Origin of the sequence: Vreelandella arctica (assembly GCF_037070215.1) — a bacterium.
In the GTDB taxonomy this organism is placed as follows: domain Bacteria; phylum Pseudomonadota; class Gammaproteobacteria; order Pseudomonadales; family Halomonadaceae; genus Vreelandella; species Vreelandella arctica.
Genome location: NZ_JBANSN010000002.1, coordinates 272,105 through 293,512 on the forward strand (window position 1 = coordinate 272,105; position 21,408 = coordinate 293,512).

A 21,408-nucleotide genomic window follows, 5' to 3' on the forward strand; every position below is an offset into this window, starting at 1 on the left:
GTGACAGCGAGTCGCCTGCTCAAGTTCAGCATGGATGAAACTCCCCAAGATGTGTTTATACGCTGGCCGCGCCGCCGTTACTGCGCGGATCGTGAGCGCTCTCTATCAATCCATGCGGGTGGTGCACGATACCGCCCGCATGACCCATGGTGTCGCTGAAGGCTTCAGGCAACACTTCCACATCGTGGCCGGCTGTCGCTAGGGCGGTTACAAGGGCATCGTCAAAACGCGCTTCGAGTTTTAAGTTAGTGCTGGTTTCACCCCAAGTACGACCCAGCAGCCAGCGGGGCGCGGTTATCGCCTGCTGAAGCGGCATGCCGTGCAGCGCATAGCGGGAAAATACCGCCGCCTGGGTTTGCGGCTGGCCTTCACCGCCCATGGTGCCGTAGACCATGGTACGACCATCGTTAAACTTGGCCATTGCCGGGTTGAGCGTATGGAAAGGTTTGCGGCCAGGGGCTAAGCCGCGCAGGTCGTCGGGATTAAGCGAAAAGCTGATGCCGCGGTTCTGCCACAACACGCCGCTTTCCGGCAGCACCACGCCACTGCCGAACTCCCAATAGATACTCTGGATAAAGCTTACTGCACGGCCTTCGCTATCGACGGTGCCCATCCAAATGGTGTCGCCAGGGGCTGGCTCGTGTGGCCAGGGCAGGGCGCGTTGTGGGTCAATTTGAGCCGCTTCCCGACCAATATTCGCCTCGCTGAGTAACGCCTGCAGTGGTGTGGGGACACGGCCCGGGTCAGTCACATTTTGGTCACGTAGGATAAAGGCGCGCTTGGTCGCTTCAATCAGCCCGTGCAGGTGATCAAAACCGTTGGGCTCGGCGGCTTTCAAGCGCTCGTAAATGGCCAAAATCATTAACGACGCCATGCCTTGGGTCGGCGCTGGCAGGTTGTACAGCATGGCATCCTGGAGGGTGACTTCCAGCGGCGTGACGCGCTGGGCGCGGTAGGCGTGAAAGTCAGCCAAGCGCAGGGGGCTGCCCACTGCTTCCAAATCTTTCGCCATGCTAGCAGCCAGTTCGCCGCGATAGAAATCATCTAATCCGGCTTCCGCTAATCGCTTGAGGGTGGCCGCTAAGCGTGGCTGGCGCAGGCGCTCACCCTCCTGGGGCACCTGGCCGTTAAGCAGCAGGGAGTCACTAAAGCCAGGGCTTTGAGACAGGCGTTCAACGTGTTTGGCAGTGAGGGCTTCCTGGCTTTGGGTGACCGAAATACCCGCTTCGGCATGATGAATGGCGTCGGCCAACAGCGTGGTCAGAGGCAGCTGCTTTCCCCAGCTCGACGCTACGTTCAGCGCTTCATGCCAGCCGCCAATCGTGCCCGCCATGGTCAGAGCAGCTTTAGGGCCACGCTCGGGAATCTGCGTCTCACCGGCGTAGAAATCCGCATTGGCGAGGCCCGCTGCCGGGCCGCAGGCGTCTATGGCAACGGGGGCTTTGCCGGGCTCATGAATTAACCAAAAACCGTCGCCACCCAGGGCATTCATATGCGGATAAACCACCGCAATGGCCGCGGCGGCTGCCACCATGGCTTCCACCGCGTTGCCGCCCTGTTTCAACACATCTCGCCCGGCGCTGGCCGCCAGGTGATGCGGGGCGACGCAGCTGCCGCCGTAACTACGTTGGGTGTGAAGCATCTTAAATTCCTTTGTTATTGATCATGGTTACCAGCCAATGGCGTTCGGCAGCCAAGTGGCGATGCTGGGAAAAATAAACACCAGCGCAACGGCTAAAAACTGCAGCCCGATAAACGGTAGGGCGCCTTTGTAAATATCCAGCGTGGTGACCTCTTTTGGGGCCACGCCCTTGAGGAAAAACAGCGACCAGCCAAAGGGTGGGGTAAGAAACGAGGTTTGCAGCACCAGTCCCACCAGAACGCCCAGCCACACCATATCGACGCCCATCTGGACAAAAAACGGTAAAAACAGCGGCAGGGCAATATAGCTGATCTCAATCCACTCCAGGAAGAAACCCAGCACAAACATCAGCAGCAGCATAAACAGCAGCGCACCTAGTTCGCCACCGGGCACCCAGTCAAACATGCGGGCGACAAGATGCTCGCCACCCAGGCCACGGAATGCCAGCCCGAATACCTGCGCACTGATCAAGATAAAGAACACCATCGCCGAAATCACCAGCGTGGCCTTGGCGACCTCCTTGAGTAGGGTGAAGGTTAACTGCCCCAAGCAGGCGACAAATACCAGCGCCCCCAGCGCCCATCGCGGCAGCCTCGGTAGGCGCGGCAATACCGCCGATAATCGAGCCCAGTACCGCAAACACCAAGCCTGCCGGCGGGCCCAAATATACATCGCCGCTAGCGTTAGCCCCGGCACCATGGCGTCGGCGAACATCGTGCCGACCGATTCACTCAAAATTTCTGCCAATAGGATTAGCACCAAGCTAGGCGGAATAATCTGACCTAAGGTGCCGGATGCGCAGATCATCCCGGTCGCAAGTGTTTTAGAGTAGCCTCGGCGTAGCAGCGCCGACGCCGAATTATCACGCTGAGCACTTTCAACGTGCATGGCTGTGATGTAACCCCCATGCTTTGCTTGTAGGTAATTGAAAGCTGGCCAATTAGGTTGGTGAAGGGTAGAGAGCTTGACAGCTCAATAAGGTCTGAGTAACATACGCGCCACCTCGACGAGGCAAGCAACGTCCCATTCGTCTAGTGGTCTAGGACACCGCCCTTTCACGGCGGTAACAGGGGTTCGAACCCCCTATGGGACGCCACTTATTTTTAAAGATTTGGTTTTTAGGGTAAGCGGTCGTCAGGGTTATCGGAATGCGGGAATAGCTCAGTGGTAGAGCATCGCCTTGCCAAGGCGAGGGTCGGGAGTTCGAATCTCCTTTCCCGCTCCAATTAGGTGTGTGGTAAGTCAGGCGAGGTCGGGAGCTGGAACGCCAGCCCGGTCGAATCTACTTTCCCGCTCCAAAGTAGTTGAAGTAATTATAGTGTCCCATTCGTCTAGTGGTCTAGGACACCGCCCTTTCACGGCGGTAACAGGGGTTCGAACCCCCTATGGGACGCCACTTCCGATAGGTTAGGTAAAAAGCTAAGCAAGTGTTCTATAAGCGGGAATAGCTCAGTGGTAGAGCATCGCCTTGCCAAGGCGAGGGTCGGGAGTTCGAATCTCCTTTCCCGCTCCAGTTTAGGCGTGTGGTTAGTCAGGCGAGGTCGGGAGCTGGAGCGCCAGCCCGGTCGAATCTTCTTTCCCGCTCCAGTTTTAGGTGCCGGATTAAGTTGTTTTCCTGCTCCAATAAGTCCCATTCGTCTAGTGGCCTAGGACACCGCCCTTTCACGGCGGTAACAGGGGTTCGAACCCCCTATGGGACGCCATCAAGCGTTATACGTCGTTTTGTTTGCGTTGCGGGAATAGCTCAGTGGTAGAGCATCGCCTTGCCAAGGCGAGGGTCGGGAGTTCGAATCTCCTTTCCCGCTCCATGTAAACTCTTATATTTCTTCTTTGCCCGCCTTTATTCCTTCTGTATGCATTCTAGCGTTAAGCGTTAGTGTTGATCGCCTATCCTGGGCGAGCTTTTTTGTGCTCTTAAATCGGTAATGATCTACGCCCAAGTTCAACATTGGGCTGGGCGCAGAAGAATGTTCCTAAGTAGTTAGTTGGCGAGTGTGAAGTGGCTTACGACATCGTTTAATGTCTGTGAGCGCTTGGTAAGATCGTTGGCTGAGGATGCCGTTTGCTGAACCATGGAAGCATTATCCTGGGTTGCCTGATCTAATTGAGCGATCGCTACGTTAATTTGTTCAATGCCTCGGGTCTGTTCATGGGTAGCCGCAGTAATATCGGTAAATAAATCATTAACCTGTTGGATCTGCTGGTCAATTTTTTGCATCCGCTCTTTCGCCGTGCCCACCAGCGAAGCACCTTGGCTTACCTGTGTGTTCGAGGTGTCGATCAGCGTTTTAATCTCCTGAGCTGCGCTTGCTGAACGGTTAGCCAGCTGGCGCACTTCTCCGGCGACTACGGCAAAGCCTCTACCATGTTCACCCGCCCGCGCGGCTTCCACGGAAGCATTTAGCGCCAGAATATTAGTTTGAAATGCAATGCCGTCGATCAATGTGACGATCTCGGTAATTTTGGCAGCTTCTGCGTTAATGGCTTGCATCGAAGTCGCAGCTTCGCCAATGGCTTGTTGGCCTGCTTGAGATGTTTCGCCTGCACTGCGTACTAACTCTTTGGCTTGTTCTACGCTGTCGGCATTTTGGCGCACCGTGGCGGTGACTTCTTCCATGCTAGAAGAGGTCTGTTGTAGCGCGGCGGCCTGTTGCTCGGTGCGTGATGAGAGCTCTTGGTTGCCCGAAGCAATCTCGCCTGCATTATGATCAACGGCTCTGCTGGTGGCTTGTATCTCCTGCATTGTATCGTGCAGCTTATTACGCATTTCTTGGATATCGTGCAATAAGCTGCTGGAGTCATTCTGTTTGAGTGCCACGGTCGCGGATAAGTCGCCTTGAGCAATGCGGCCGACGACGCTCGCTGCGTAACTAGGCTCACCGCCAAGGCGGCGTAGAATGAATGAAATCATGCTCCAGAACGCAAGGGTGACCAGTACGCCAGCAAGTATACCTACTACTACACTTTCGATAAGTTGACTCATGATTGCGCTGTTCACATCTCCCATGAAGACACCGCTGGCAATATAGACATCCCAGGGCGCATAAACTTCAGCGTAGGTGCGTACCAGCGGTTGTGCATCGCTTCCTCTTGCGAAATTAGAGTAGTACTCAGTAAAGCCGCCTCCCGTGCCTCGTGTGTTATCTAGAATGGCTTGGAAAATACGCGTGCCTTCAGGATCGGTAACCTGGGCTAGGTCTTCTCCCCGAGCCCGTTTAGGGTGGGCAAGCATTTTCAGATCGTCACTAAACGCGAATAGATAGTTATCTTCTTCCCCGAATCGCACGTCGCGAATGGTTTCAAAAGCGAGGGTTTTAGCTTTGTCTAGCGTAATGTCGCCCTGCTGGGCCAGTACGTCAAAATGTTCCATGGTCGAAACCGCTATATCCACGGCAGTGACCATGCGTTGCTCGCGTTCGGTATATAGCAAGGCACGACTTTGCCATGCATTAACAACAATCATGATGGCAAGAATTAACCAGAGTACGATGACTCCAATAAGGCGCTGACGTCGCAGGGGTAGAGCGGCTAGGCCCTTCATGGCTTTAGGCGAAGCAGTCGATGGAAAACTGATTAAAGCCTTTGAGTGGTGAGAAACGGTGGCGCTCATTATGTGTTTAACTCTCTTATGTGTTTGGTTCCCTTGTATGCCAAGCGGAAGTCATCCCTACATAGCACGACGCTAATACTAAAGTATTAATATTAGTGCTTCTGCATCAAAAGCGTGGCAAAGTGTCATTTAATGTACATATTCCCCTGAATCTAGAGCGCGCTAGCAAATAGCAGGCTACGTGGAGCAGTGGGATGGCTTGAAAAACATATGATTGCCCCGATATCTCTCCCTCTAACGCACTTACTTGTGCTTCTTATTTTGCTGACAGGACATGTTTATGGCCGAACCGGCATTGTCGATCCGTGGCCTTACCAAAGTGTATGGCAACGGCTTTCAGGCACTCAAAGGTATTGATCTCGACGTCCAACAGGGCGATTTTTTTGCTTTGTTGGGCCCCAATGGCGCCGGTAAATCCACCACGTTAGGTGTGGTCTGCTCGCTGGTGCAAAAGACGGCGGGAAAGGTCACCATATTTGGCATTGATGTCGATAAAGATTTCGCCAAAGCTAAGTACCAGCTGGGTGTCGTGCCGCAAGAGTTCAACTTCAACCAGTTCGAAAAAGTGCTCGATATCGTGCTGGCCCAAGCGGGCTATTACGGCATGACCAGTCGCGAAGCCTTGCCTCGCGCTAAACAGCTGCTGACCGACCTTGGCCTATGGGAAAAGCGCAACGGCAACGCGCGCATGCTCTCCGGTGGTATGAAGCGCCGCCTGATGATCGCTCGGGCGCTGATGCATCGCCCCAAACTGCTGATTCTCGATGAGCCAACCGCAGGCGTGGATATCGAACTGCGGCGCAGCATGTGGGAGTACATGCGGCGGATCAACCAGGATGAAGGCACCACCATCATTCTGACGACGCACTACCTGGAAGAGGCCGAGAGTCTCTGTCGCAATGTGGCGATCATCAATAATGGCGACATTGTGCGCAATACCAGCGTGCGGGAGCTACTGGCCGAGCTTGATACCGAGACCTTCCTGATCGATTTGGCTGAGCCAATCGCAGAAGTGCCCCACATCGAAGGGTTTGAATTGCACCAGATAGAGCCCACCCAGCTTTCTCTGCTGGTTCATCGTGGGCAGCGCTTGAACGATGTGTTCAAAGCGTTGAGCGAACAGGGTATCGAAGTAGTATCCATGCGTAACCGGGCCAATCGCCTGGAGGAGATGTTTGTGTCGATGGTAGAAGGTAGCGGCCAAGGGGCGATAGACCAGCGCGTCGAGAAGAAGGAGGAACGCGTATGAACGCTACGCAAACATTGATCGCACTATGGACGCTGGTGCTCAAAGAGATCAAGCGCTTCACGCGCATTTGGCCGCAAACGCTGCTGCCGCCTTCGATCACCATGGCCATGTACTTCATCATCTTCGGTAATCTCATTGGTTCGCGGATTGGCGACATGGATGGCTTCAGCTACATGGACTTTATCGTCCCGGGGCTGATCATGATGTCGGTGATTACCAACAGCTACTCCAACGTGGCATCGAGCTTTTTCTCGAACAAGTTTCAGCGTTCGATTGAAGAGATGATGGTCTCGCCAATGCCCAACTGGGTGATTTTGGCTGGCTTTATCCTGGGTGGCATGGCACGAGGTTTAGGCGTTGGGCTGATTGTGACGGTCGTTTCGCTGTTCTTTACGCGTTTGACCATGGAGCATCCGTTGCTCACGGTATTAGTGGTGGTACTCACCTCGGCGCTGTTCTCCATAGGTGGCTTTATCAACGCCTTGCTGGCGAACAAGTTCGATGACATTTCTATCGTGCCGACCTTTATTCTCACGCCGCTGACTTACCTGGGTGGGGTGTTTTACTCTATCTCGATGCTGCCAGACTTCTGGCAGGGCGTTTCCATGCTCAACCCCATTCTGTACATGGTTAACGTCTTCCGCTACGGCTTTCTGGGTGTCTCGGATATCCCCGTTGGTTGGGCACTGACTGCTATTTTCGCCTTCATCATCGTGTTATTTGTGGTGGCGTTAACCATGCTAGAGCGTGGTAAAGGTATTCGCAGCTAGTGGTTATACCGCACAGTAAGAGAGAGTAATTATTAATGGCGCATCGTCCAGACACGTTAGAACACGCCCCACTGGGGCGTGACTCCGCTTACCCTGAGCAGTACGACGCGGGGCTTCTCTACCCTATCCCCCGGGCGGCCAACCGGGCGCCACTGGGGATTGATAAGGGCGTTTTACCGTTTGGGGGCGAAGATGAGTGGCACGCCTTTGAAGTCTCCTGGCTCAACAGCCGCGGCAAACCGATTGTGGCTGTGGCGCGCTTTCGGTTGCCTGCGCATTCGCCCAACCTAATTGAATCCAAATCGTGGAAGCTCTACCTCAATAGCTTTAATCAATCCCGGTTTTATAGCCGTCAGGAAGTCATGGAAACGATGGCCAATGACCTTGCCGTGGCGGCGGGGGCTGAGGTGAGTGTCGAGCTGTTTGATGTGGATGCCTCAGAGCTTTCACCACAGCAGTTGCCGGGTGAATGCTTGGACGATTTGGATATTGCCATCAACGATTATACGCCAAGCAGCGCACATCTCTCGGTAGGGGACGAGATCGTCGAAGAGACCCTCTATTCCCATCTGCTGAAATCTAACTGCCCCGTTACTGGCCAGCCGGATTGGGGAAGCGTGTTGATTCGCTATCAAGGGCCCAAAATCGATCGCGAAGGGTTACTGCGTTACCTGATTGGGTTTCGTCAGCATCAGGATTTTCACGAACATTGCGTTGAGCACATCTTCACCGACCTAATGACCCATGCAAAGCCAACGCAACTGCTGGTGCTGGCGCGTTACGTGCGTCGCGGTGGATTGGACATTAGCCCCTGGCGCGCAACGCCTGGTCTAACGCCGCCCACGCCGCTGCGCCTAGCAAGGCAGTAAACGGCAATGTTATAAGTGACAATGTTATAAATGACGATGCTATCAATGGCGGTACTCAGTAGCCCACCGATTGGATTTGGAGTTATTAATGGACGCACTCACGCTACTTCACGAACGCAGCTCGATGGGCAAGCTGATTGAGCCAGCGCCTAGCAGCGAACAGCTAAGCGACATCTATCAAGCCGCTTTGCGGGCGCCTGACCATAAAGAGCTGCGCCCCTGGCGCTTTATAGAGTTCAGCGGGGAAGGGCGTGAGCGCCTGGGCGAACTATTTGCCGAGGCGGAGTTCCAGGAAAAGCCTAGCGCCGACGACGATACGCTCAACTCAGCGCGCAAAAAGCCGCTGCGGGCGCCGATGATTATCGCCGTGATTGCCAAGGTCACGCCTGGACTCGAAAAAGTGCCCAAAATGGAGCAAGTAATTTCCGCTGGCTGCGCCGCCCACGGTATTCTGCTCGCCGCCCATGCGCTGGGTCTTGGCGCCATGTGGCGCAGTGGCAAGTACGCGTTTGACCCGGTGGTACGCAAAGGATTAAGCCTGGATGAAGAAGATGAAGTCGTCGCCTTTATCTACTTGGGCACCTTGGGCGGACGGCATAAGCCCGTGGCACAACATAACGTTGCTGACTTTGTGGAGCGTTGGGACTAGCTATGAATCTGCCCCGTAAGCCAGGCATCCCGCACCCACGTCTGCCGCTACCGGAAGGCCAGCAGGAAGACTTAGCAGTCTTTCAGCAGTGGCTGAGTGACGCCATTCCCATGGTAAGTTCGCTAGGCATTAGCGAAATGTCGCGCCAAAGCGATCAGCTGACCTGGCAGTTAGCGCTGGAGCCTAGCCTTAACGACAAAGGCACCGGGTTTGGTGGGGCGCTATCCGCGCAAACCACGTTACAAGGCTGGTGTTGGGTCACCTTATGGCTGCGCGAACAGGGCATCGCCCGCGATGTGGTGGTTGCCGAGGCCACCCAACGCTTTCTAGCACCGGTCACCGATAATTACCGTTTGGTATGCACACCTGCTGAACCTGAAGGCTCTTCTCAACTAGCCCAGCAGCTTGAGGAGCGTGGGAAAGGACGCATTGCGTTAACCCATCAGCTTTATTGTGGTGAGACGCTCTGTCTGGAAGCCAGTGGCAATTACGCGGTGTTGCCGTCACGCTAACCGAAGCGGTAATCGGCCTGAAAAGGCTTGCTATTTCGAGGCTTAGCCCATAGTATGTGCGCCGTTCTGTCGCGAAAGGTAAAGCCTTTCTACAGCGCCAAAACGCGGAGGGGTGTCCGAGTGGTCGAAGGAGCACGCCTGGAAAGTGTGTAAGCCGCAAGGCTTCGAGGGTTCGAATCCCTCCCCCTCCGCCACAGAATTTTGAAGGGAATCAAGCATTTAGCTTGGTTCCCTTTTTCGTTTCTGGGCTTTGGGAGCGGTTTTGGGAACAGTCCTGGGAATACTAAAGGTCTAACTGCTTCTCGATGAGCGCTGGAATATCTGGGCCGTCGCTGCGAATCCACTTGCCGTAGCGGCGCTGGATCATGGTGATCGTGGCGTGGCCAACGTGGTTGGAGATCCAGTGCAGCGGCACCACACCCAGAGAGAGCAGCTGGCTTATGAAAGTGTGCCGGCACTGGTTGGGGCCGCGGTAGCGAACGCCGGCGCGTTTCAGGTGGGTTTTCCAGAAGCGCTCGCGGATAGCATTCTCGTAGAAGGGCTCATTATTGCGGGAATTCAAAAACACCAGGCGTAGTTTCTCTTTCCGCACGGTGCGGTTGTCCCGATCGACCACCTCGTAAACGCGAGGCTCTAGCTTGCTGGTAATAGCATACTGCGCTTGCAGTGCCTCACGCGCTGGTTTTAGCAAGTGATGTACGCGAGTAGAGCGCTTGGTTTTAGTCACCTTAAAACGCCCTCGTACTACCGCCCTCCGATAGCGAATAATCCCCTTATCCACATCCAGTATGTCTTCCCAGGCAAGTGCCTGCGCTTCTGAAATGCGTGGACCATCGAAAAGTGCAAACTTGATCAGGTTCAGCTCTTGCTCACGATTAGTCGGGGTTTCCAGAATCAGCTTGATTTCACTGCGTGTAAACGGGTCTGGATCTTCATCATCCGGCAGCCGGATGGTAATGCCGCTGGTGGGATCGAAAGCTTTCTTATTGCGTGTGGCATAAAGCCGGAAGGTTTGCCGCATGATGCTGACGATCTCTTTGATCGTCTTGTTGGCCAGCGTTGCCGAAAGCTCATTTTGAATCCAGCTCTGCAGCTCTATGTGGTCGATTGTATCGGCTTGCACTTCGCCCCATTTGGGTCGAACGTGGGTCTCTGCTTTGGAGAGAATGCCGCGATAACTGGAGTAGGCGAGTTCGTTTTTCTTGATGGCCAGCCATATATCCAAGTAGTGACCAAAGCGATTCTCTGCCAGGCGCCTGGATTCAGGAAAGTGGCGGGCATAGTCGAACGTACCGGCTTCAATTTCGTAGTTAATGATGGTGGCCAAGCGCTTGGCATGTTCGATATTTTTTTCCGTGGCTGGGCCGGGTAGGGATTCCCGACAAAGCTCACCATCCCAGCGGAAATAAACGCGCACGGCATTGCCGCGTATTTCGACCCCCTCAGCCATGTTGCATCCCTTTAAAACTGTAAAGATATACAGTTTATTCCAGTTTGAAAGGGTCTGAAAAGCTTGGTTGTCTTATACCGTTATTTTTATAAAGGCAAAAAGCCGCCGCTTGGTGCGGCGACATGCGAAACTATCAGTCCATATTTTCGTTGATATCGTATTTGCGGATGAGTTCTCGGCACCGAGCTAGCTCCTCCCTTAAATGAGTTATCTCGCGTATCAAGCTTGCCTCCGTACGAGTAGGGGTCGGCGCCTGCTTTCTTAATGCATTAAAACTAGCTGATAACCGGGCTTGCTCCTCTTTGGTCAAAGGGCCTCGTAACGATTTTGCTAAGATCTGATCAATCGGGTTGCTACTCATAAATCTCTATTCTGCTTTAAGCGATATTGTTGATAACGTTTACGAATAACATGAAACATGCCCGCTGCACGAGGGTTGTGATCTAGTTCGGCCCGGCTTTGGATTTGGCAAGCAGCGCAGAGCCAGTCGCGGGCGTCTTCGGTGTTGTGGGTGCCGTCGGGTAACTGGAAATCTGTCATGCCGTGTTTGGCGCGCCGGCGGCGGTCCAGGTAGAGCCGAAAGGCGCTATCCTGGCAGAGCATGGCGGCTTGCCGAGCAAGCTTCCCGCCCTTGGGTTGTTCAGCGCACATGCCGCCTCCGTTGTTCACGAATCCCCTGACACTCGATGCATGTAGTGGCCCACGGCAGGGCATCGCGGCGTGCCTGGGGGATCTCTTGGCCGCAGTCTTCGCACTCTGGGTCTGGATTGGGAATGTAAAGAGAAAGCCGGTTGCTCAAAGCGGCCTCCATACGGCGTTCCATCAGCTCGGCGGCGATGTCGGCGTTATCTGCCATGGTTATTGCTCCTCTTGTTCAATAGCGGCATAGCCCTGCATCACGTGGTCGCCGTTGCGGATATAGGTGTGGGGCTCATCGAAGGCGTGAATGCTCCACTCAATGAGCGTGAGTGCAGCCTCCTGTAGTTCGCGATCGATCACGCGTAAGCGGGTGGGGTCGAGTGGCCAGGCGGCTCCGTTGTAAACGGATAGAAGTACGCGGCGGCAATGTTGGCTCTGGCCCGACGATCCGTCGGCGACCTTTACAAGGCGCAGCAACGCTTCAGGGCCTTTTTCGTCGAGTTGTTCACGCTTAAGGTCGGTTTCGTCTTCCTCGGCAAACAGCGCTTCCAGGGCTTCGTGGTCGCGCTGGCTTAGGCGTTCTGAAACACGGGGCATATTTGATTGAGTGGTCATTACGGGCTCCTTTGGCGTTATCACGCTTGAAACACCCAGCACTTCACGCTGCCGCCGTTGAGGCGGACGCGGGAGTTCACGGTGCGGTTGGAATCGATAAACTTGCGGGTCTTGCTGCTCTTCAGGTAACGCTTCAGCTCACGCACCTCCGGGGTGCGCAGCTTGTATTCGGCGCAGGTGCGCTCGAAGTCTTTAAGGTTGATCGCGATCATGTCGCTGCCCTTGCCGTAGTGGTTCAGCATGGGCTCGTCGCGTAGCCCCTCGATGTAGTCGAAGGCTTCCCAGAATTCAGCGACCAGCGGGTGGTCGGCGTTGATGGATTGCTGACGCTCCCGGGCCATCTGCTTGATATGGCCCAGGGCGATATCCAGGGTTTGCTGGTCGAAGAGATCCAAGCCTTCCGGCCCCAGGCACTCCACCAGGGCCATCAGTTGGCCGTGGCACTTGGCGATGCGCAGCACCTTGATATCCGGGTCATCTGCCAGTTGGTCGGCGTAGTGGCGGGCGCGCTTAGTGATCAATGCCAGTAGCGCGGCCTCACGTTGGGCCACTGCCAGGGCGAACTGGCTAACATGCTCGATCTCGGTACGTTCCAGCGCCTCGGCGAGTACCTTGGTCTGTTTGTTCTGGCCTTCGCGGGTGAAGTGCAGGTGGCAGATGCGGGTTTGAATGGCTTCGCCTGCCTGCACTGGGGCGTTCTGGCTAATCACGATGCTGCCGCGAAAGGGCGGTTCGTAGGTGTCGTTGCCGCTGTTCTTCACGCCACGGGCACGGATCGAGCGGCCGTTAAAGGCGGTTTTGAGCTCATCCCAATCGAACTGCTTCTGTTTAGCACCGCCTTCCTGTTCGCGGTCGGATTCAATCAGCACCACCGGCAGGTTGCTTACCTGGGCGAAGTTGCGCGAGCGTGCCGGCATGGTGGCCTTGCTGGGGTCGAAGCCTTCATAGTCACGGCGTCCGCATAGCTTCCACAGAAACTCGATCAGCGTGGATTTACCCGCACCGGCTTCACCGACGATCTCCAAAAACGGGAAGCTGCCCATCTCGGCGCGGATCTGCTCGGCCAGCAGGCTGCCCAGCCAGTAACCCAGGGCGATCACGCCGCGGGTGCCAAACGCGCCGAGCAGCTGCTGTGTCCACTCGGTGTTGAACGCCTTGCGGTCGGGGTTGATATGTAGCGCCACGGATTGGCTGAGGGTTTTCAGTTGGCGACGGGGGCCAAGCTCGAAGAAGTCCTCGCTGTTAATCGGCACCACCTTGCCACCGGCTACGGCAAGATCGCCGAACACATAGGCGCCGTGCTCCTTGCTGTAGCCGATGAAGTCGATCGTCTCGACGGTTTTGATGTTGCCGATCTGATCCTGCAGCAGGCTATCCAGTTGCTGGCTAGTGCCCGTCCATACGGCACCTGGCGCAATGCCCAGCAGGCGCTTTTTGTACTCAGAGGCGGAGGCCAATTGGCCACCGCTAAAGGTGTTCTTGATTGGCGGGCGGCCGTCGGGAAACTCCACGCGGTAGTAGTACCAGCTCTCATCAGTCACCGCGTTCGCCTGGTAGTAGAGCGCCGTGGGGTAACAGGTGCAGATCCGTTTCACGCTGCCGGATTGCTCCAGGGCGGCATCGCGCAGGGCGGGGTCGATTTGACGCTGGTCTTCACCGTCCAGCCCATCGGCGCGCAGGGCGCGGTCGAAGGCGTCCATGTCCAACTTCCACCACCACAGCTGGCGTTTGAACTCGAACCAGAACTCCCGCTGTTCGCGGCGCTTGTAGATCAGCAGCGCCTTCGCCATGGCCGTGGGGGCCAATAGCAGGTCGCCGTGGTAGCGGTAGGTTTCCTGGTGCTTCTCGGTCAGTTCGCCGCGCTGGTGGGCATCGTTCCAGTCGTGGTCACCGTTGGGGATCTGTGCGGCGTCACAATCCCAGCCTGCCGCACGGGCGCGCCTTACATGCTTGTGAATGGCGTTGTGGCCAGCACGGTTGTTATCCAGCGCCCACACGAGGGTGGGGCGGCTGGTACCGGCTTGATGGGCGGCATCCGCCAGGGCATTTAGGGCTTCATCCGGGTAGTTGCCGCAGCTCATGGCGGAAACCGCGGCGATGCCGTGGTGGTAGAGGGCGATCGCGTCGAAGATGCCCTCTACAATCCACACTTCACCGGCGGCGACCAGATCCGCTGCGGTGAGTGCAGGCGGGCACCACCACTGGCCTTTATAGCGGCCAACGAAATTGGCTTTCTGCTTACCAAAGCGCTCCGGATTATCCAGCAGGCGCTCCCAGTAAGCGCCGCCGGGCAGGGCGAAGCGGACGGTGGCGGTACCGCCGATCTCCGGCTTCCAGTAGCTCTCTTGGGTGTACCAGCCCTGAATACGGGCAAGCTCGAAGCCGCGGCCATCGCGCAGGTAGCCATCGGCCACGGGTGTTTGAGAGGTGGGCTTTTCGCCCACCTTAGTGCTGTAGCGCTCGCTCCAGGAACGAAATAGATCCGGGAACAGCGCTTTGACGTGGATTTGTGCGCCACAGTTGTTTTCCCGCCCGCACTTCAGCATCCAAGGCGTATCGGCGTTGATGTACGCCTCGCGCTTACCGCACTCGGGGCAGCGCACCCGTTGCAGGTAGGGGCCGCGCTCAATCGCCTCAAAATCGCTGATTAAGCGCGCAACAATGTCCTGGCGCAGCGATATATTCACGCTCGCCTCCTTATGTCACAGTCAGTAGCGGGGCCGATTAGGCGTTTACGATGTCCGTTGCGCCTGCTTGATCGCCTGGCTAAGCAAGGTGGGCGTAAACGGCAGATCAATCGCCGGGTTGGGCATATCGCTAGGCGTTAACGTGTTGCACAGCTCTATGCGCGCCTTCGCCCGAAACCCACAGTCGTCATTGCGGCATTCCGCGATCGCCTCGCGGTATAGCGGCGTAAGCCCCTGGCTTTTACGAATGCGCAGGTTCTGGTCGCAGTGCGGGCAAGGAATGCGGTGTTTGCTAGCTGTCATCAATGTTTTCTCTCAATGGGGTAAAGGGCGCGGCCACGGCCGGTGAGTCCTTGGGTGCCTTTGCGTAAGCGCCTGCGGAGTAGCCACTCGGCGGCGTCATCCAGGCTTTGCAAATCCTGCTGTTCGCATACCTGCTGCAGCACCGCCTCCAGCTGGTCATCCAGCGGAAGGCGTAGATCGCTGCGGGCGGGTTGGTCAGCCATACTTCAGTGCTCCTTGAGGCCCTCAAAAGGGCCTGCGTTTACGACGCCTGCTGGGGCATAGTGCTAACAGAGAGATCAGCAACGCCTAGCGTCTCCAGTGCTTCTTTCAGCACCAGTTGACGCAGCAGCGACGCCCGTTCGATGCCGGTGTAATCCACCAGCGCATCGATCAGCTGGGCCTCGTACTGATCCAAATTGAGAGCGGCGTAACGAGAGCGCACACGTTTGGGGTCTTGGTACATGGCAAACATCCTTATGCAGGCAAGGTCATTCGGCGTTCAGCGTGTCTTGGTCGTACTCGGCGATGCCGCGGAGCAGCAACATGCGACCAGCGGCCGACATCGAGCGCATTTCCAGCTCCTGAATGCGCTTCAGCTCCTCCCGCTCGCTTTCGGTGAGGTGAATCATGACTGGGCAGTTACACCCCTTGGGGGCATAAATTGGCTTTGGGGTAATGGTGTTAGTGGTGGCCATGGGTTAGGCTTCCTTAATAGAGTGAAAGACTTTAAACGAGAGCTTGAACAAGGCGGCCGAGCGTCTGTATTAACGCTCGTAAAGGCGCACCAGCTTGCGCTGGAGGAAGTGTTCATCCATGTAGGTGCGCAGTTCGCAAAGGGCGTCTTCGACTTCATCGCTAGAGGCGTTACGGGCCAGCATCGTGGCAGCGAGTTGGCCCACGGCCTCGGCGGTGGTGTTCTCTTCCAGCGCTTCAATATCCGCCAGCGGATTAGGCGTGTTGGTACCGCGCTTCAATGCGGTTTCGATATTGCGGCGGGTTTGTTCAGAGCAGCGCTCAAGCTCCACCTCGACCCCGCGGAACAGGGTGGTCTGAGTGGTAGGCATAACAATGGTGGCAATGATGGTGACCATGGCAGTGGTTCCCTTTGCGTTGTGTTGTAGAGTGAAAGACATGAATAGATTGGTTCATAAAAATGAACCTGTCAATAAGGATGGTTCATAAAAATGGTCATTGGTGAGCGCTTAAAAGAAGAACGTGAGCGACTTGGACTGAGCCAGACGGCTCTGGCCCTGATTGGTGGTGTCGGAAAAACAACCCAAATCAAATACGAAAAAGGCACTAGTAGCCCTGATTCTTCTTATCTGTCGGCGGTTTCTGATGAAGGCGTTGATATTTTTTATGTGCTCAAAGGCCACCGTTCAGGAACAGCAACCGCTCAACCTCTTGGGGTTCCTTTAAGTGAACCATCGCCGGATCTTTCGCCAGTGAAGATGTACGACATCGAAGCGGCAGCGGGCGCTGGCCGCAGCTTTGAAGGCGAGCCGATAAAAACCACGCTGTATTTTTCCAGTGCAGAACTGGCGGAGCAGGGGCTAGACCCTGCGCAAGTGGTGGGCGTTAAAGTGCGGGGTGATTCAATGCTCGGGACGCTAGACGATGGCGACTGGGTGCTGGTGGATCGCAGTAATCGCGACCCGAAACAGGAAGGTGTTTTTTTGCTGCTGGTGAGTGGCGAGCGAAGAATTAAAAGGGTGCAGCGCCTGGCGGGCGGCGCGCTGTATTTGATCAGCGACAACGACCACTACCAGCCGGAAATGATTAAGCCGCAGGATATGCATGATGTTGAGATTCTGGGGCGGTGTGAGATTCGGATTGGGCGGGTGGTTTAATGAGTTATTACTCACTTTAACATCCAGCTAATGCCTTCACTTGCCCCATTGCAATGGTTCTTTGTGTTGGTTTGATTCATTTTACAATGCCAAGGAAATGAACTGGCTTTGTTCTTAAGCTACAGACATTTTATTGCCTAATTCAGTTGTACAGTTAAAGCTGATTATAGGAAATGAATTAATCTATTGATATTTTTGACAAGCATGGCGTCAAGCTTGGATAAGGTAGTTCATAATTAAAAATTTTAGCGTGGCCTAATTAATGGGGATCATAAATGGCTGGCGAGACAAGTAATACTGAAATCATGGCAAAGTATGTTTCTGAAGAGCTTTTCTCATTCTTTAGGTGGGATAAAGCAGATCTGATGGATGAGAATTTCCCATGCTGTAAACCTTTGAATCATTCTAAACATGAAACCCATACTCATCCCGTGGATGTGGTTTTTTCATACTCAGACCCATACCTAAACAGAATGGTCTTCTTAAACACAGACTTAAAGAGTTATAAGAAGGGTTCTATAAGGCAATCAAACGTTAGAAGTGCTCTTAAGTCTTTAGCTTATACAATTGAGTGCGCTCGTGTTAGTCCAATTTGGAAGGGCAGATACACTTTGTCTGAAAATGCTTCGCCAGATGTTAGAGGTATGCTCTTTGTATATAACCATGATGGGGAATATGATAATAAGTTTTATAATTTCATAACTCCCGATGAAGATGATAAAGATGCATCTTCTATAAATACCGATAGTCTCCCTATTAAGAAAAAACAATACCTCCATATTCTAGATCCAATGGCTATTAATTATTTGACTACAGTAGTCAACGATGTGATGAGACTGCATCATGATAGGAGTTTTCCACAAGATGATTATTCATTTTTTTATCCTGAGCTGACTCTTCATAAAACTCATGGTAAAGCTCACACACGTGCTGCAACTATTGAACTTCTAACTGCTCCTTATTTGATAATCAAGCATGATGAGGTGATGAAGTATAACGAACAGACTAAAGTGGTAGAGAAATGTTATGATTCAGGATATGTCATTTATTATAATCGGCCAGGTAACGATCATCGAGAATTTATATATTTTTTCGATATGATTTCAAGGTTTCAGATTTTGGATAGTGGAGAGAAAATAAGACTTAGAGTTGCATGTTCTGAAAGACATAGTGAGATAAGAGCAAATTTTGAGAAAGCGATTGTTGCATACTCTCAAGCATGGGGTTTCGATGATTATAAAATAAATTTGCTTAAAGATATTGAATTTGTGCTAATTGATACATGGAGTAAAGTGTTTAATACTATTAATGTGGGGTGGGAGAAATGAACTCGGGAAACCTATATAGCATTAATGATAAAGCTATTTATGACGCTTTACATCAGTCAAAGCTTACGAAAAGTGATTTGAAAGAACTTTTTTTAGCTAGGGGTATAGTGATTTCTTCAGATGCTTCAAGAGAAGATTTGGCAAGATATTTTTCAAGACTTTTACATGATTATTATGACTATCAAGCTTTGGCTAAGAGGCTTGGTTCAAGCTCTCGTCGTGATAAATCAACAATTTCATATGTTGATATGGGAGAGCTTACAATCGATGAGGTAGAAGATGCTGCCCATGAGTTAAGTGATCTTATTAAGGAGTATGACGCTACAGCTCAAGTAAATAGAATTGGAGATAAAGTTGAAGTCTTAGTGAATTACAGAATAACCAATTTTAATAAGAACGAGTTTAGTCAGGTTATTAACAGAGAAGGTGTTATTGATCTTGAAATTGAAGATGGTAAACTCTTAATAAGAAGTCCTTTAACCGATACTGTCGAAAATGTGAAAGAGATCCTAGTTGAATCCGTAGCAGTTAATAATGATGTTGAGTTGTCGATTGAAAGTATTAACATGAAAGGTATTAGCAGTGCTGAGAAGCGTACTGAGTTCTTTGAGCATTTGGTTCATCAGCTTGATGGGCTAGCTCATCATGATGTTACAGATGTGTATATTTATAATCCAAAAAATAAAAGTGATGATTTTGAAGATTCAGATGGCGATATCGAAGAAGAAGTATTAGATCTTGGCGTTCATATTACCCGAGCTTCTTTGAAAGGCGAGAAAGTTTTGCTTTCTGAAGAGATAAAAGGACTTTATGATAAAGGGTTTTATATTTGGAAAATAGTTTGGCAAGCTGTTGAGAATAGCTTTGATTCTGATATATATGAGTTTGAAGCTCAGTTTAAGAATGCTGAAGAGTTTACTGGTTTTTCTTACTTGGCGAGAGGGTTCTATAAGTACAAAGAAGGCGGTGAATATAATTCAAGCAGAAATGGTTTTAGTGATATAATGGAAAGAAAACTTGGTGTTAAAATTGAAAAGGCCGCACAGTTAGCTGTACAGCATATTGCAAACACTGATTCCGAGCAGCTAGGAGATGATGATGATCAAGGTGAAAGTAGTTAAGTGTCTACTTGATATATCTTTGAAACACTTTGTTGAAAAGATTGCTAGCTTGACTGACTTTGGTCCTCAGGATAATTACTGTACTTTGGTTGAGTACAGTGATTCCTCATTGTCTGCAGTGTATGTTGAGAAAGTTGTTGCCCGTGAGACTATTATTGATATTCACGGTAATGAAACTGAGATTGATGTTGTTCGATACCCTCGGTATGAATTTCAAATCCAGCATTTTGGTAAAGAGGGTGAGTATTTGCTTTTGATATTTAATCCTCCTAGAAGCTTAAAAGCATTGGTAAATTTCTTAACATTAGAGTTAAGTAATAAAATTTATTTTAGAGAGATGAAGCTTTCGATTGAAAATTTTGTTAGCCGTGCTTCTTTGTTTGAAGAATTTTCCCACTTTACGGTTGATAAAGTAAGGGCGAAAGGTGTTCAGGTTAGTGGTTCTTCATATGCTGATGTTTCTATTTCGTCTACTGCAGATGCCTACAAAGATATTGAGAGTTTTTTAGATAGGAAGAGTTATAAAGTAAGTAATATCCGCATGCGCGTTAAAACTAAATATGGTCACGGGAAAGTTGAGGTTTCATCTGCAGGCCTATTAGGTGTAGATCAAAATGTCTTTGATGAAGTTTTAGATTTTTTCTTTAGTTCGGCAAAGGATATTGTTATATATTAATTTCTTTATTTATGGTCACTTGGCGTTTTACTCAATTTGGAAAATGTTGCGCCTCTAATTCTCGCCGCGCCCTCATCCGTATACGCCACCATCAGCTCATCCCAATTCGTCGTGTAGCGCGGGCTTCGGTTCGCGCAGCGTAGGTGCCAGGGGGCGTTCTTTTCCGGTAGCCCTAGGCGTACCGTTCCCTTACCCATCTTCTCGTTCAGCGCGTCCATGGTGGCCATTAGCTTTTGGCTGCGTTGGCGTTCTTCTTCCGTTTGCGGTGTGTCCATCAGGCTGAGCTGTTGGCGGTTCTCGTCGGTGAGGTCGATCAGCATCACGCCCGCTTTCTTGTAGCCGTATTTGGGGCGGTAGATCTTGCGCAGTGCCTCCTGGGCGGCGTGGAGTATGTCGCGGGTGTCCTGGCTTGGGCGTTCCATTTCTACCGCCAGGCTGGGGGAGTATTGGGGCAGGTCGGGCCGGAAGCGGTCGGTTTTGAGAAACACCAGCACGGCGCGGGCGAGGCTCTTTTGCTCGCGCAGCTTTTCGGCGCCGCGTTGGGCGTGTTGGCGAATAGCGCCCTGCAGGTCGTAAAGCTGTGAGGTGGGGCGGCTGAACGATCGGCTGGTCATGATGCGTTGGCGTGGTTCGTTAAAGTAGTTCATCTCCAGGCAGCTGATGCCGCGCAGTTCCAGCACCGTGCGCTCCATGTTGACCGAGAACTTGCGCCGCAGGCGCTTGGCGTCCGCTTCGCGGAGATCCCAGGCGGTGTTGATGCCGAGGATCTGCAGGCGCTCGTTTAGCCGACGGCCAACGCCCCATACATCGCTTACCTCAATTTGCTGCAGCAAGTGCCTGGCTTCGTCGCTTTCCGCGTGAAGGATGCACACGCCGGGGTAGCCAGGGTGCTTCTTGGCGATGCGGTTGGCCAGCTTGGCGAGGGTGTGAGTCGCAGCCACACCGACACACACGGGAATGCCGGTACCGCGACGCACCTTTTTGTGCAGCGATTTGGCATGCTCCAGCAGTGCTTCCGGCTCGAAGCCATCCATGCGCACGAACATCTCATCGATGGAGTAGGGCTCTACACCGGCGGTTTCCTGCTCCAGGATACCTTGCACCCGGTGGGACATATCGCCGTAAAGCTCGTAGTTGGAGGAGTGCAACACGATCTCGCCACGTTCGACCAGGTGACGCACCTGGTGGGCGGGCGTGCCCATCTCGATACCCAGCGCTTTCAGCTCTTCCGATCGGGCGATAATACAGCCATCGTTGTTGGACATAATGCCCACCGGGCGGCCGTTCAGCTTGTGATTGAACACACGCTCGCAGCTGACGTAGAAATTGTTGCAATCCACCAGGCCAATCATATTTAGAATCTCTACTTGTGTAAGACTGTTAATTTATACAGTATTAGCAGCCAGGGAAGCGACAGGCAAACGCTAATGTACGTCGCTTAATGTGGAGCAAGCAC

The 21,408-nt window shown here is 52.9% G+C and carries 23 protein-coding genes and 7 tRNA genes; 16 read left to right on the forward strand and 14 right to left on the reverse strand.

The features are described 5' to 3' along the window. Window positions 1–55: 55 nt before the first annotated feature. A complete protein-coding gene (locus V8L70_RS02765) occupies window positions 56–1,642 on the reverse strand; it encodes a gamma-glutamyltransferase family protein (protein WP_101146119.1) in 1,587 nt (528 codons plus the stop codon). Window positions 1,643–1,669: 27 nt separating this feature from the next. Further along, window positions 1,670–2,530, reverse strand: coding sequence for a TRAP transporter large permease subunit (locus V8L70_RS02770; RefSeq protein WP_336268758.1), 861 nt, complete (start codon window positions 2,528–2,530; stop codon window positions 1,670–1,672). 132 nt (window positions 2,531–2,662) lie between these two features. Between V8L70_RS02770 and V8L70_RS02775 the strand changes: the two genes are divergently transcribed. From V8L70_RS02775 to V8L70_RS02800, 6 genes are all read left to right on the forward strand, one after another. After that, window positions 2,663–2,738, forward strand: a tRNA-Glu gene (locus V8L70_RS02775). Between the two features lie 54 nt (window positions 2,739–2,792). Continuing rightward, window positions 2,793–2,867, forward strand: a tRNA-Gly gene (locus V8L70_RS02780). A 95-nt stretch (window positions 2,868–2,962) separates the two neighbouring features. Beyond that, window positions 2,963–3,038: transfer RNA gene (locus V8L70_RS02785), tRNA-Glu, on the forward strand. A 42-nt stretch (window positions 3,039–3,080) separates the two neighbouring features. Then, window positions 3,081–3,155 (forward strand) — tRNA-Gly (locus tag V8L70_RS02790). A 114-nt stretch (window positions 3,156–3,269) separates the two neighbouring features. Further along, window positions 3,270–3,345 (forward strand) — tRNA-Glu (locus V8L70_RS02795). Window positions 3,346–3,375: 30 nt separating this feature from the next. Next, window positions 3,376–3,450: transfer RNA gene (locus tag V8L70_RS02800), tRNA-Gly, on the forward strand. 173 nt (window positions 3,451–3,623) lie between these two features. Here V8L70_RS02800 and V8L70_RS02805 read toward each other — a convergent pair. Continuing rightward, the gene (locus V8L70_RS02805) at window positions 3,624–5,252 is read right to left on the reverse strand and encodes a methyl-accepting chemotaxis protein (RefSeq protein WP_101146120.1); all 1,629 of its coding nucleotides are present in this window, start codon (window positions 5,250–5,252) and stop codon (window positions 3,624–3,626) included. 280 nt (window positions 5,253–5,532) lie between these two features. On the opposite strand from V8L70_RS02805, the gene V8L70_RS02810 reads away from it, so the two are divergent. From V8L70_RS02810 to V8L70_RS02835, 6 genes are all read left to right on the forward strand, one after another. Then, window positions 5,533–6,501 carry an ABC transporter ATP-binding protein gene (locus V8L70_RS02810; protein ID WP_336268759.1) on the forward strand — a complete coding sequence of 323 codons (969 nt, stop codon included), beginning with the start codon at window positions 5,533–5,535 and terminating at the stop codon, window positions 6,499–6,501. After that, window positions 6,498–7,271 (forward strand): ABC transporter permease, encoded by a 774-nt coding sequence (locus V8L70_RS02815; protein ID WP_290693196.1) that lies wholly within the window; start codon window positions 6,498–6,500, stop codon window positions 7,269–7,271. Before V8L70_RS02810 ends, V8L70_RS02815 begins: the two co-directional genes overlap by 4 nt. A gap of 35 nt (window positions 7,272–7,306) precedes the next feature. Next, complete coding sequence (gene queF / locus V8L70_RS02820; protein WP_336268761.1) at window positions 7,307–8,140, forward strand: NADPH-dependent 7-cyano-7-deazaguanine reductase QueF; 834 nt, start codon at window positions 7,307–7,309, stop codon at window positions 8,138–8,140. Window positions 8,141–8,228: 88 nt separating this feature from the next. Beyond that, on the forward strand, window positions 8,229–8,789 hold the full coding sequence (locus V8L70_RS02825; protein WP_336268762.1) for a nitroreductase family protein: 561 nt from the start codon (window positions 8,229–8,231) through the stop codon (window positions 8,787–8,789). A gap of 2 nt (window positions 8,790–8,791) precedes the next feature. Further along, window positions 8,792–9,301, forward strand: a complete 510-nt coding sequence (locus V8L70_RS02830) for a YiiD C-terminal domain-containing protein (RefSeq protein WP_336268763.1) — start codon at window positions 8,792–8,794, stop codon at window positions 9,299–9,301. A 106-nt stretch (window positions 9,302–9,407) separates the two neighbouring features. Beyond that, window positions 9,408–9,495: transfer RNA gene (locus V8L70_RS02835), tRNA-Ser, on the forward strand. An 89-nt stretch (window positions 9,496–9,584) separates the two neighbouring features. Here the strand turns inward: V8L70_RS02835 and V8L70_RS02840 are convergent. The 10 genes from V8L70_RS02840 to V8L70_RS02885 all read right to left on the reverse strand — a co-directional run bounded on the left by V8L70_RS02840 (window position 9,585) and on the right by V8L70_RS02885 (window position 16,068). Then, window positions 9,585–10,751 (reverse strand): Arm DNA-binding domain-containing protein, encoded by a 1,167-nt coding sequence (locus V8L70_RS02840; RefSeq protein WP_336268764.1) that lies wholly within the window; start codon window positions 10,749–10,751, stop codon window positions 9,585–9,587. Window positions 10,752–11,108: 357 nt separating this feature from the next. Continuing rightward, window positions 11,109–11,402, reverse strand: coding sequence for a hypothetical protein (locus V8L70_RS02845; protein ID WP_336268765.1), 294 nt, complete (start codon window positions 11,400–11,402; stop codon window positions 11,109–11,111). Continuing rightward, window positions 11,392–11,607: a TraR/DksA family transcriptional regulator gene (locus V8L70_RS02850; protein ID WP_336268766.1), complete on the reverse strand. Its 216-nt coding sequence runs from the start codon at window positions 11,605–11,607 to the stop codon at window positions 11,392–11,394. Before V8L70_RS02850 ends, V8L70_RS02845 begins: the two co-directional genes overlap by 11 nt. 2 nt (window positions 11,608–11,609) lie before the next feature. Further along, window positions 11,610–12,005, reverse strand: a complete 396-nt coding sequence (locus V8L70_RS02855; protein ID WP_336268767.1) for a DUF7673 family protein — start codon at window positions 12,003–12,005, stop codon at window positions 11,610–11,612. Between the two features lie 20 nt (window positions 12,006–12,025). Further along, a complete protein-coding gene (locus V8L70_RS02860; protein ID WP_336268768.1) occupies window positions 12,026–14,692 on the reverse strand; it encodes a toprim domain-containing protein in 2,667 nt (888 codons plus the stop codon). Window positions 14,693–14,737: 45 nt separating this feature from the next. Continuing rightward, the gene (locus V8L70_RS02865; RefSeq protein ID WP_336268769.1) at window positions 14,738–14,995 is read right to left on the reverse strand and encodes an ogr/Delta-like zinc finger family protein; all 258 of its coding nucleotides are present in this window, start codon (window positions 14,993–14,995) and stop codon (window positions 14,738–14,740) included. Then, window positions 14,995–15,198, reverse strand: a complete 204-nt coding sequence (locus V8L70_RS02870) for a hypothetical protein (RefSeq protein ID WP_336268770.1) — start codon at window positions 15,196–15,198, stop codon at window positions 14,995–14,997. Before V8L70_RS02870 ends, V8L70_RS02865 begins: the two co-directional genes overlap by 1 nt. A gap of 38 nt (window positions 15,199–15,236) precedes the next feature. Continuing rightward, complete coding sequence (locus V8L70_RS02875) at window positions 15,237–15,440, reverse strand: hypothetical protein (protein ID WP_133731170.1); 204 nt, start codon at window positions 15,438–15,440, stop codon at window positions 15,237–15,239. A 25-nt stretch (window positions 15,441–15,465) separates the two neighbouring features. Next, window positions 15,466–15,672, reverse strand: a complete 207-nt coding sequence (locus tag V8L70_RS02880) for a hypothetical protein (protein WP_336268772.1) — start codon at window positions 15,670–15,672, stop codon at window positions 15,466–15,468. A gap of 69 nt (window positions 15,673–15,741) precedes the next feature. After that, window positions 15,742–16,068, reverse strand: coding sequence for a hypothetical protein (locus V8L70_RS02885; protein ID WP_336268773.1), 327 nt, complete (start codon window positions 16,066–16,068; stop codon window positions 15,742–15,744). A gap of 93 nt (window positions 16,069–16,161) precedes the next feature. Here V8L70_RS02885 and V8L70_RS02890 point away from each other — a divergent pair, with 93 nt between their 5' ends. The 4 genes from V8L70_RS02890 (at window position 16,162) to V8L70_RS02905 (ending at window position 19,952) form a co-directional block, all read left to right on the forward strand. Further along, window positions 16,162–16,827 (forward strand): XRE family transcriptional regulator, encoded by a 666-nt coding sequence (locus V8L70_RS02890; RefSeq protein ID WP_336268775.1) that lies wholly within the window; start codon window positions 16,162–16,164, stop codon window positions 16,825–16,827. A gap of 275 nt (window positions 16,828–17,102) precedes the next feature. Then, complete coding sequence (locus V8L70_RS02895; protein WP_336268776.1) at window positions 17,103–18,155, forward strand: PD-(D/E)XK nuclease domain-containing protein; 1,053 nt, start codon at window positions 17,103–17,105, stop codon at window positions 18,153–18,155. Further along, window positions 18,152–19,276: a hypothetical protein gene (locus V8L70_RS02900; protein ID WP_336268777.1), complete on the forward strand. Its 1,125-nt coding sequence runs from the start codon at window positions 18,152–18,154 to the stop codon at window positions 19,274–19,276. Before V8L70_RS02895 ends, V8L70_RS02900 begins: the two co-directional genes overlap by 4 nt. Continuing rightward, window positions 19,248–19,952, forward strand: coding sequence for a hypothetical protein (locus V8L70_RS02905; RefSeq protein ID WP_336268778.1), 705 nt, complete (start codon window positions 19,248–19,250; stop codon window positions 19,950–19,952). Before V8L70_RS02900 ends, V8L70_RS02905 begins: the two co-directional genes overlap by 29 nt. 5 nt (window positions 19,953–19,957) lie before the next feature. Here V8L70_RS02905 and V8L70_RS02910 read toward each other — a convergent pair whose 3' ends face one another. After that, on the reverse strand, window positions 19,958–21,304 hold the full coding sequence (locus tag V8L70_RS02910) for a Y-family DNA polymerase (RefSeq protein WP_336268780.1): 1,347 nt from the start codon (window positions 21,302–21,304) through the stop codon (window positions 19,958–19,960). Window positions 21,305–21,408: the final 104 nt, after the last annotated feature.

Coding starts and splice junctions, on each gene's coding strand:
- V8L70_RS02765 (WP_101146119.1), bottom strand. CDS start 1,642: ATGCTTCACACCCAACGTAGTTACGGCGGCAGCTGCGTCGCCCCGCAT.
- V8L70_RS02770 (WP_336268758.1), bottom strand. CDS start 2,530: ATGCACGTTGAAAGTGCTCAGCGTGATAATTCGGCGTCGGCGCTGCTA.
- V8L70_RS02805 (WP_101146120.1), bottom strand. CDS start 5,252: ATGAGCGCCACCGTTTCTCACCACTCAAAGGCTTTAATCAGTTTTCCA.
- V8L70_RS02810 (WP_336268759.1), top strand. CDS start 5,533: ATGGCCGAACCGGCATTGTCGATCCGTGGCCTTACCAAAGTGTATGGC.
- V8L70_RS02815 (WP_290693196.1), top strand. CDS start 6,498: ATGAACGCTACGCAAACATTGATCGCACTATGGACGCTGGTGCTCAAA.
- queF (WP_336268761.1), top strand. CDS start 7,307: ATGGCGCATCGTCCAGACACGTTAGAACACGCCCCACTGGGGCGTGAC.
- V8L70_RS02825 (WP_336268762.1), top strand. CDS start 8,229: ATGGACGCACTCACGCTACTTCACGAACGCAGCTCGATGGGCAAGCTG.
- V8L70_RS02830 (WP_336268763.1), top strand. CDS start 8,792: ATGAATCTGCCCCGTAAGCCAGGCATCCCGCACCCACGTCTGCCGCTA.
- V8L70_RS02840 (WP_336268764.1), bottom strand. CDS start 10,751: ATGGCTGAGGGGGTCGAAATACGCGGCAATGCCGTGCGCGTTTATTTC.
- V8L70_RS02845 (WP_336268765.1), bottom strand. CDS start 11,402: ATGTGCGCTGAACAACCCAAGGGCGGGAAGCTTGCTCGGCAAGCCGCC.
- V8L70_RS02850 (WP_336268766.1), bottom strand. CDS start 11,607: ATGGCAGATAACGCCGACATCGCCGCCGAGCTGATGGAACGCCGTATG.
- V8L70_RS02855 (WP_336268767.1), bottom strand. CDS start 12,005: ATGACCACTCAATCAAATATGCCCCGTGTTTCAGAACGCCTAAGCCAG.
- V8L70_RS02865 (WP_336268769.1), bottom strand. CDS start 14,995: ATGACAGCTAGCAAACACCGCATTCCTTGCCCGCACTGCGACCAGAAC.
- V8L70_RS02870 (WP_336268770.1), bottom strand. CDS start 15,198: ATGGCTGACCAACCCGCCCGCAGCGATCTACGCCTTCCGCTGGATGAC.
- V8L70_RS02875 (WP_133731170.1), bottom strand. CDS start 15,440: ATGTACCAAGACCCCAAACGTGTGCGCTCTCGTTACGCCGCTCTCAAT.
- V8L70_RS02880 (WP_336268772.1), bottom strand. CDS start 15,672: ATGGCCACCACTAACACCATTACCCCAAAGCCAATTTATGCCCCCAAG.
- V8L70_RS02885 (WP_336268773.1), bottom strand. CDS start 16,068: ATGGTCACCATCATTGCCACCATTGTTATGCCTACCACTCAGACCACC.
- V8L70_RS02890 (WP_336268775.1), top strand. CDS start 16,162: ATGGTCATTGGTGAGCGCTTAAAAGAAGAACGTGAGCGACTTGGACTG.
- V8L70_RS02895 (WP_336268776.1), top strand. CDS start 17,103: ATGGCTGGCGAGACAAGTAATACTGAAATCATGGCAAAGTATGTTTCT.
- V8L70_RS02900 (WP_336268777.1), top strand. CDS start 18,152: ATGAACTCGGGAAACCTATATAGCATTAATGATAAAGCTATTTATGAC.
- V8L70_RS02905 (WP_336268778.1), top strand. CDS start 19,248: ATGATGATGATCAAGGTGAAAGTAGTTAAGTGTCTACTTGATATATCT.
- V8L70_RS02910 (WP_336268780.1), bottom strand. CDS start 21,304: ATGATTGGCCTGGTGGATTGCAACAATTTCTACGTCAGCTGCGAGCGT.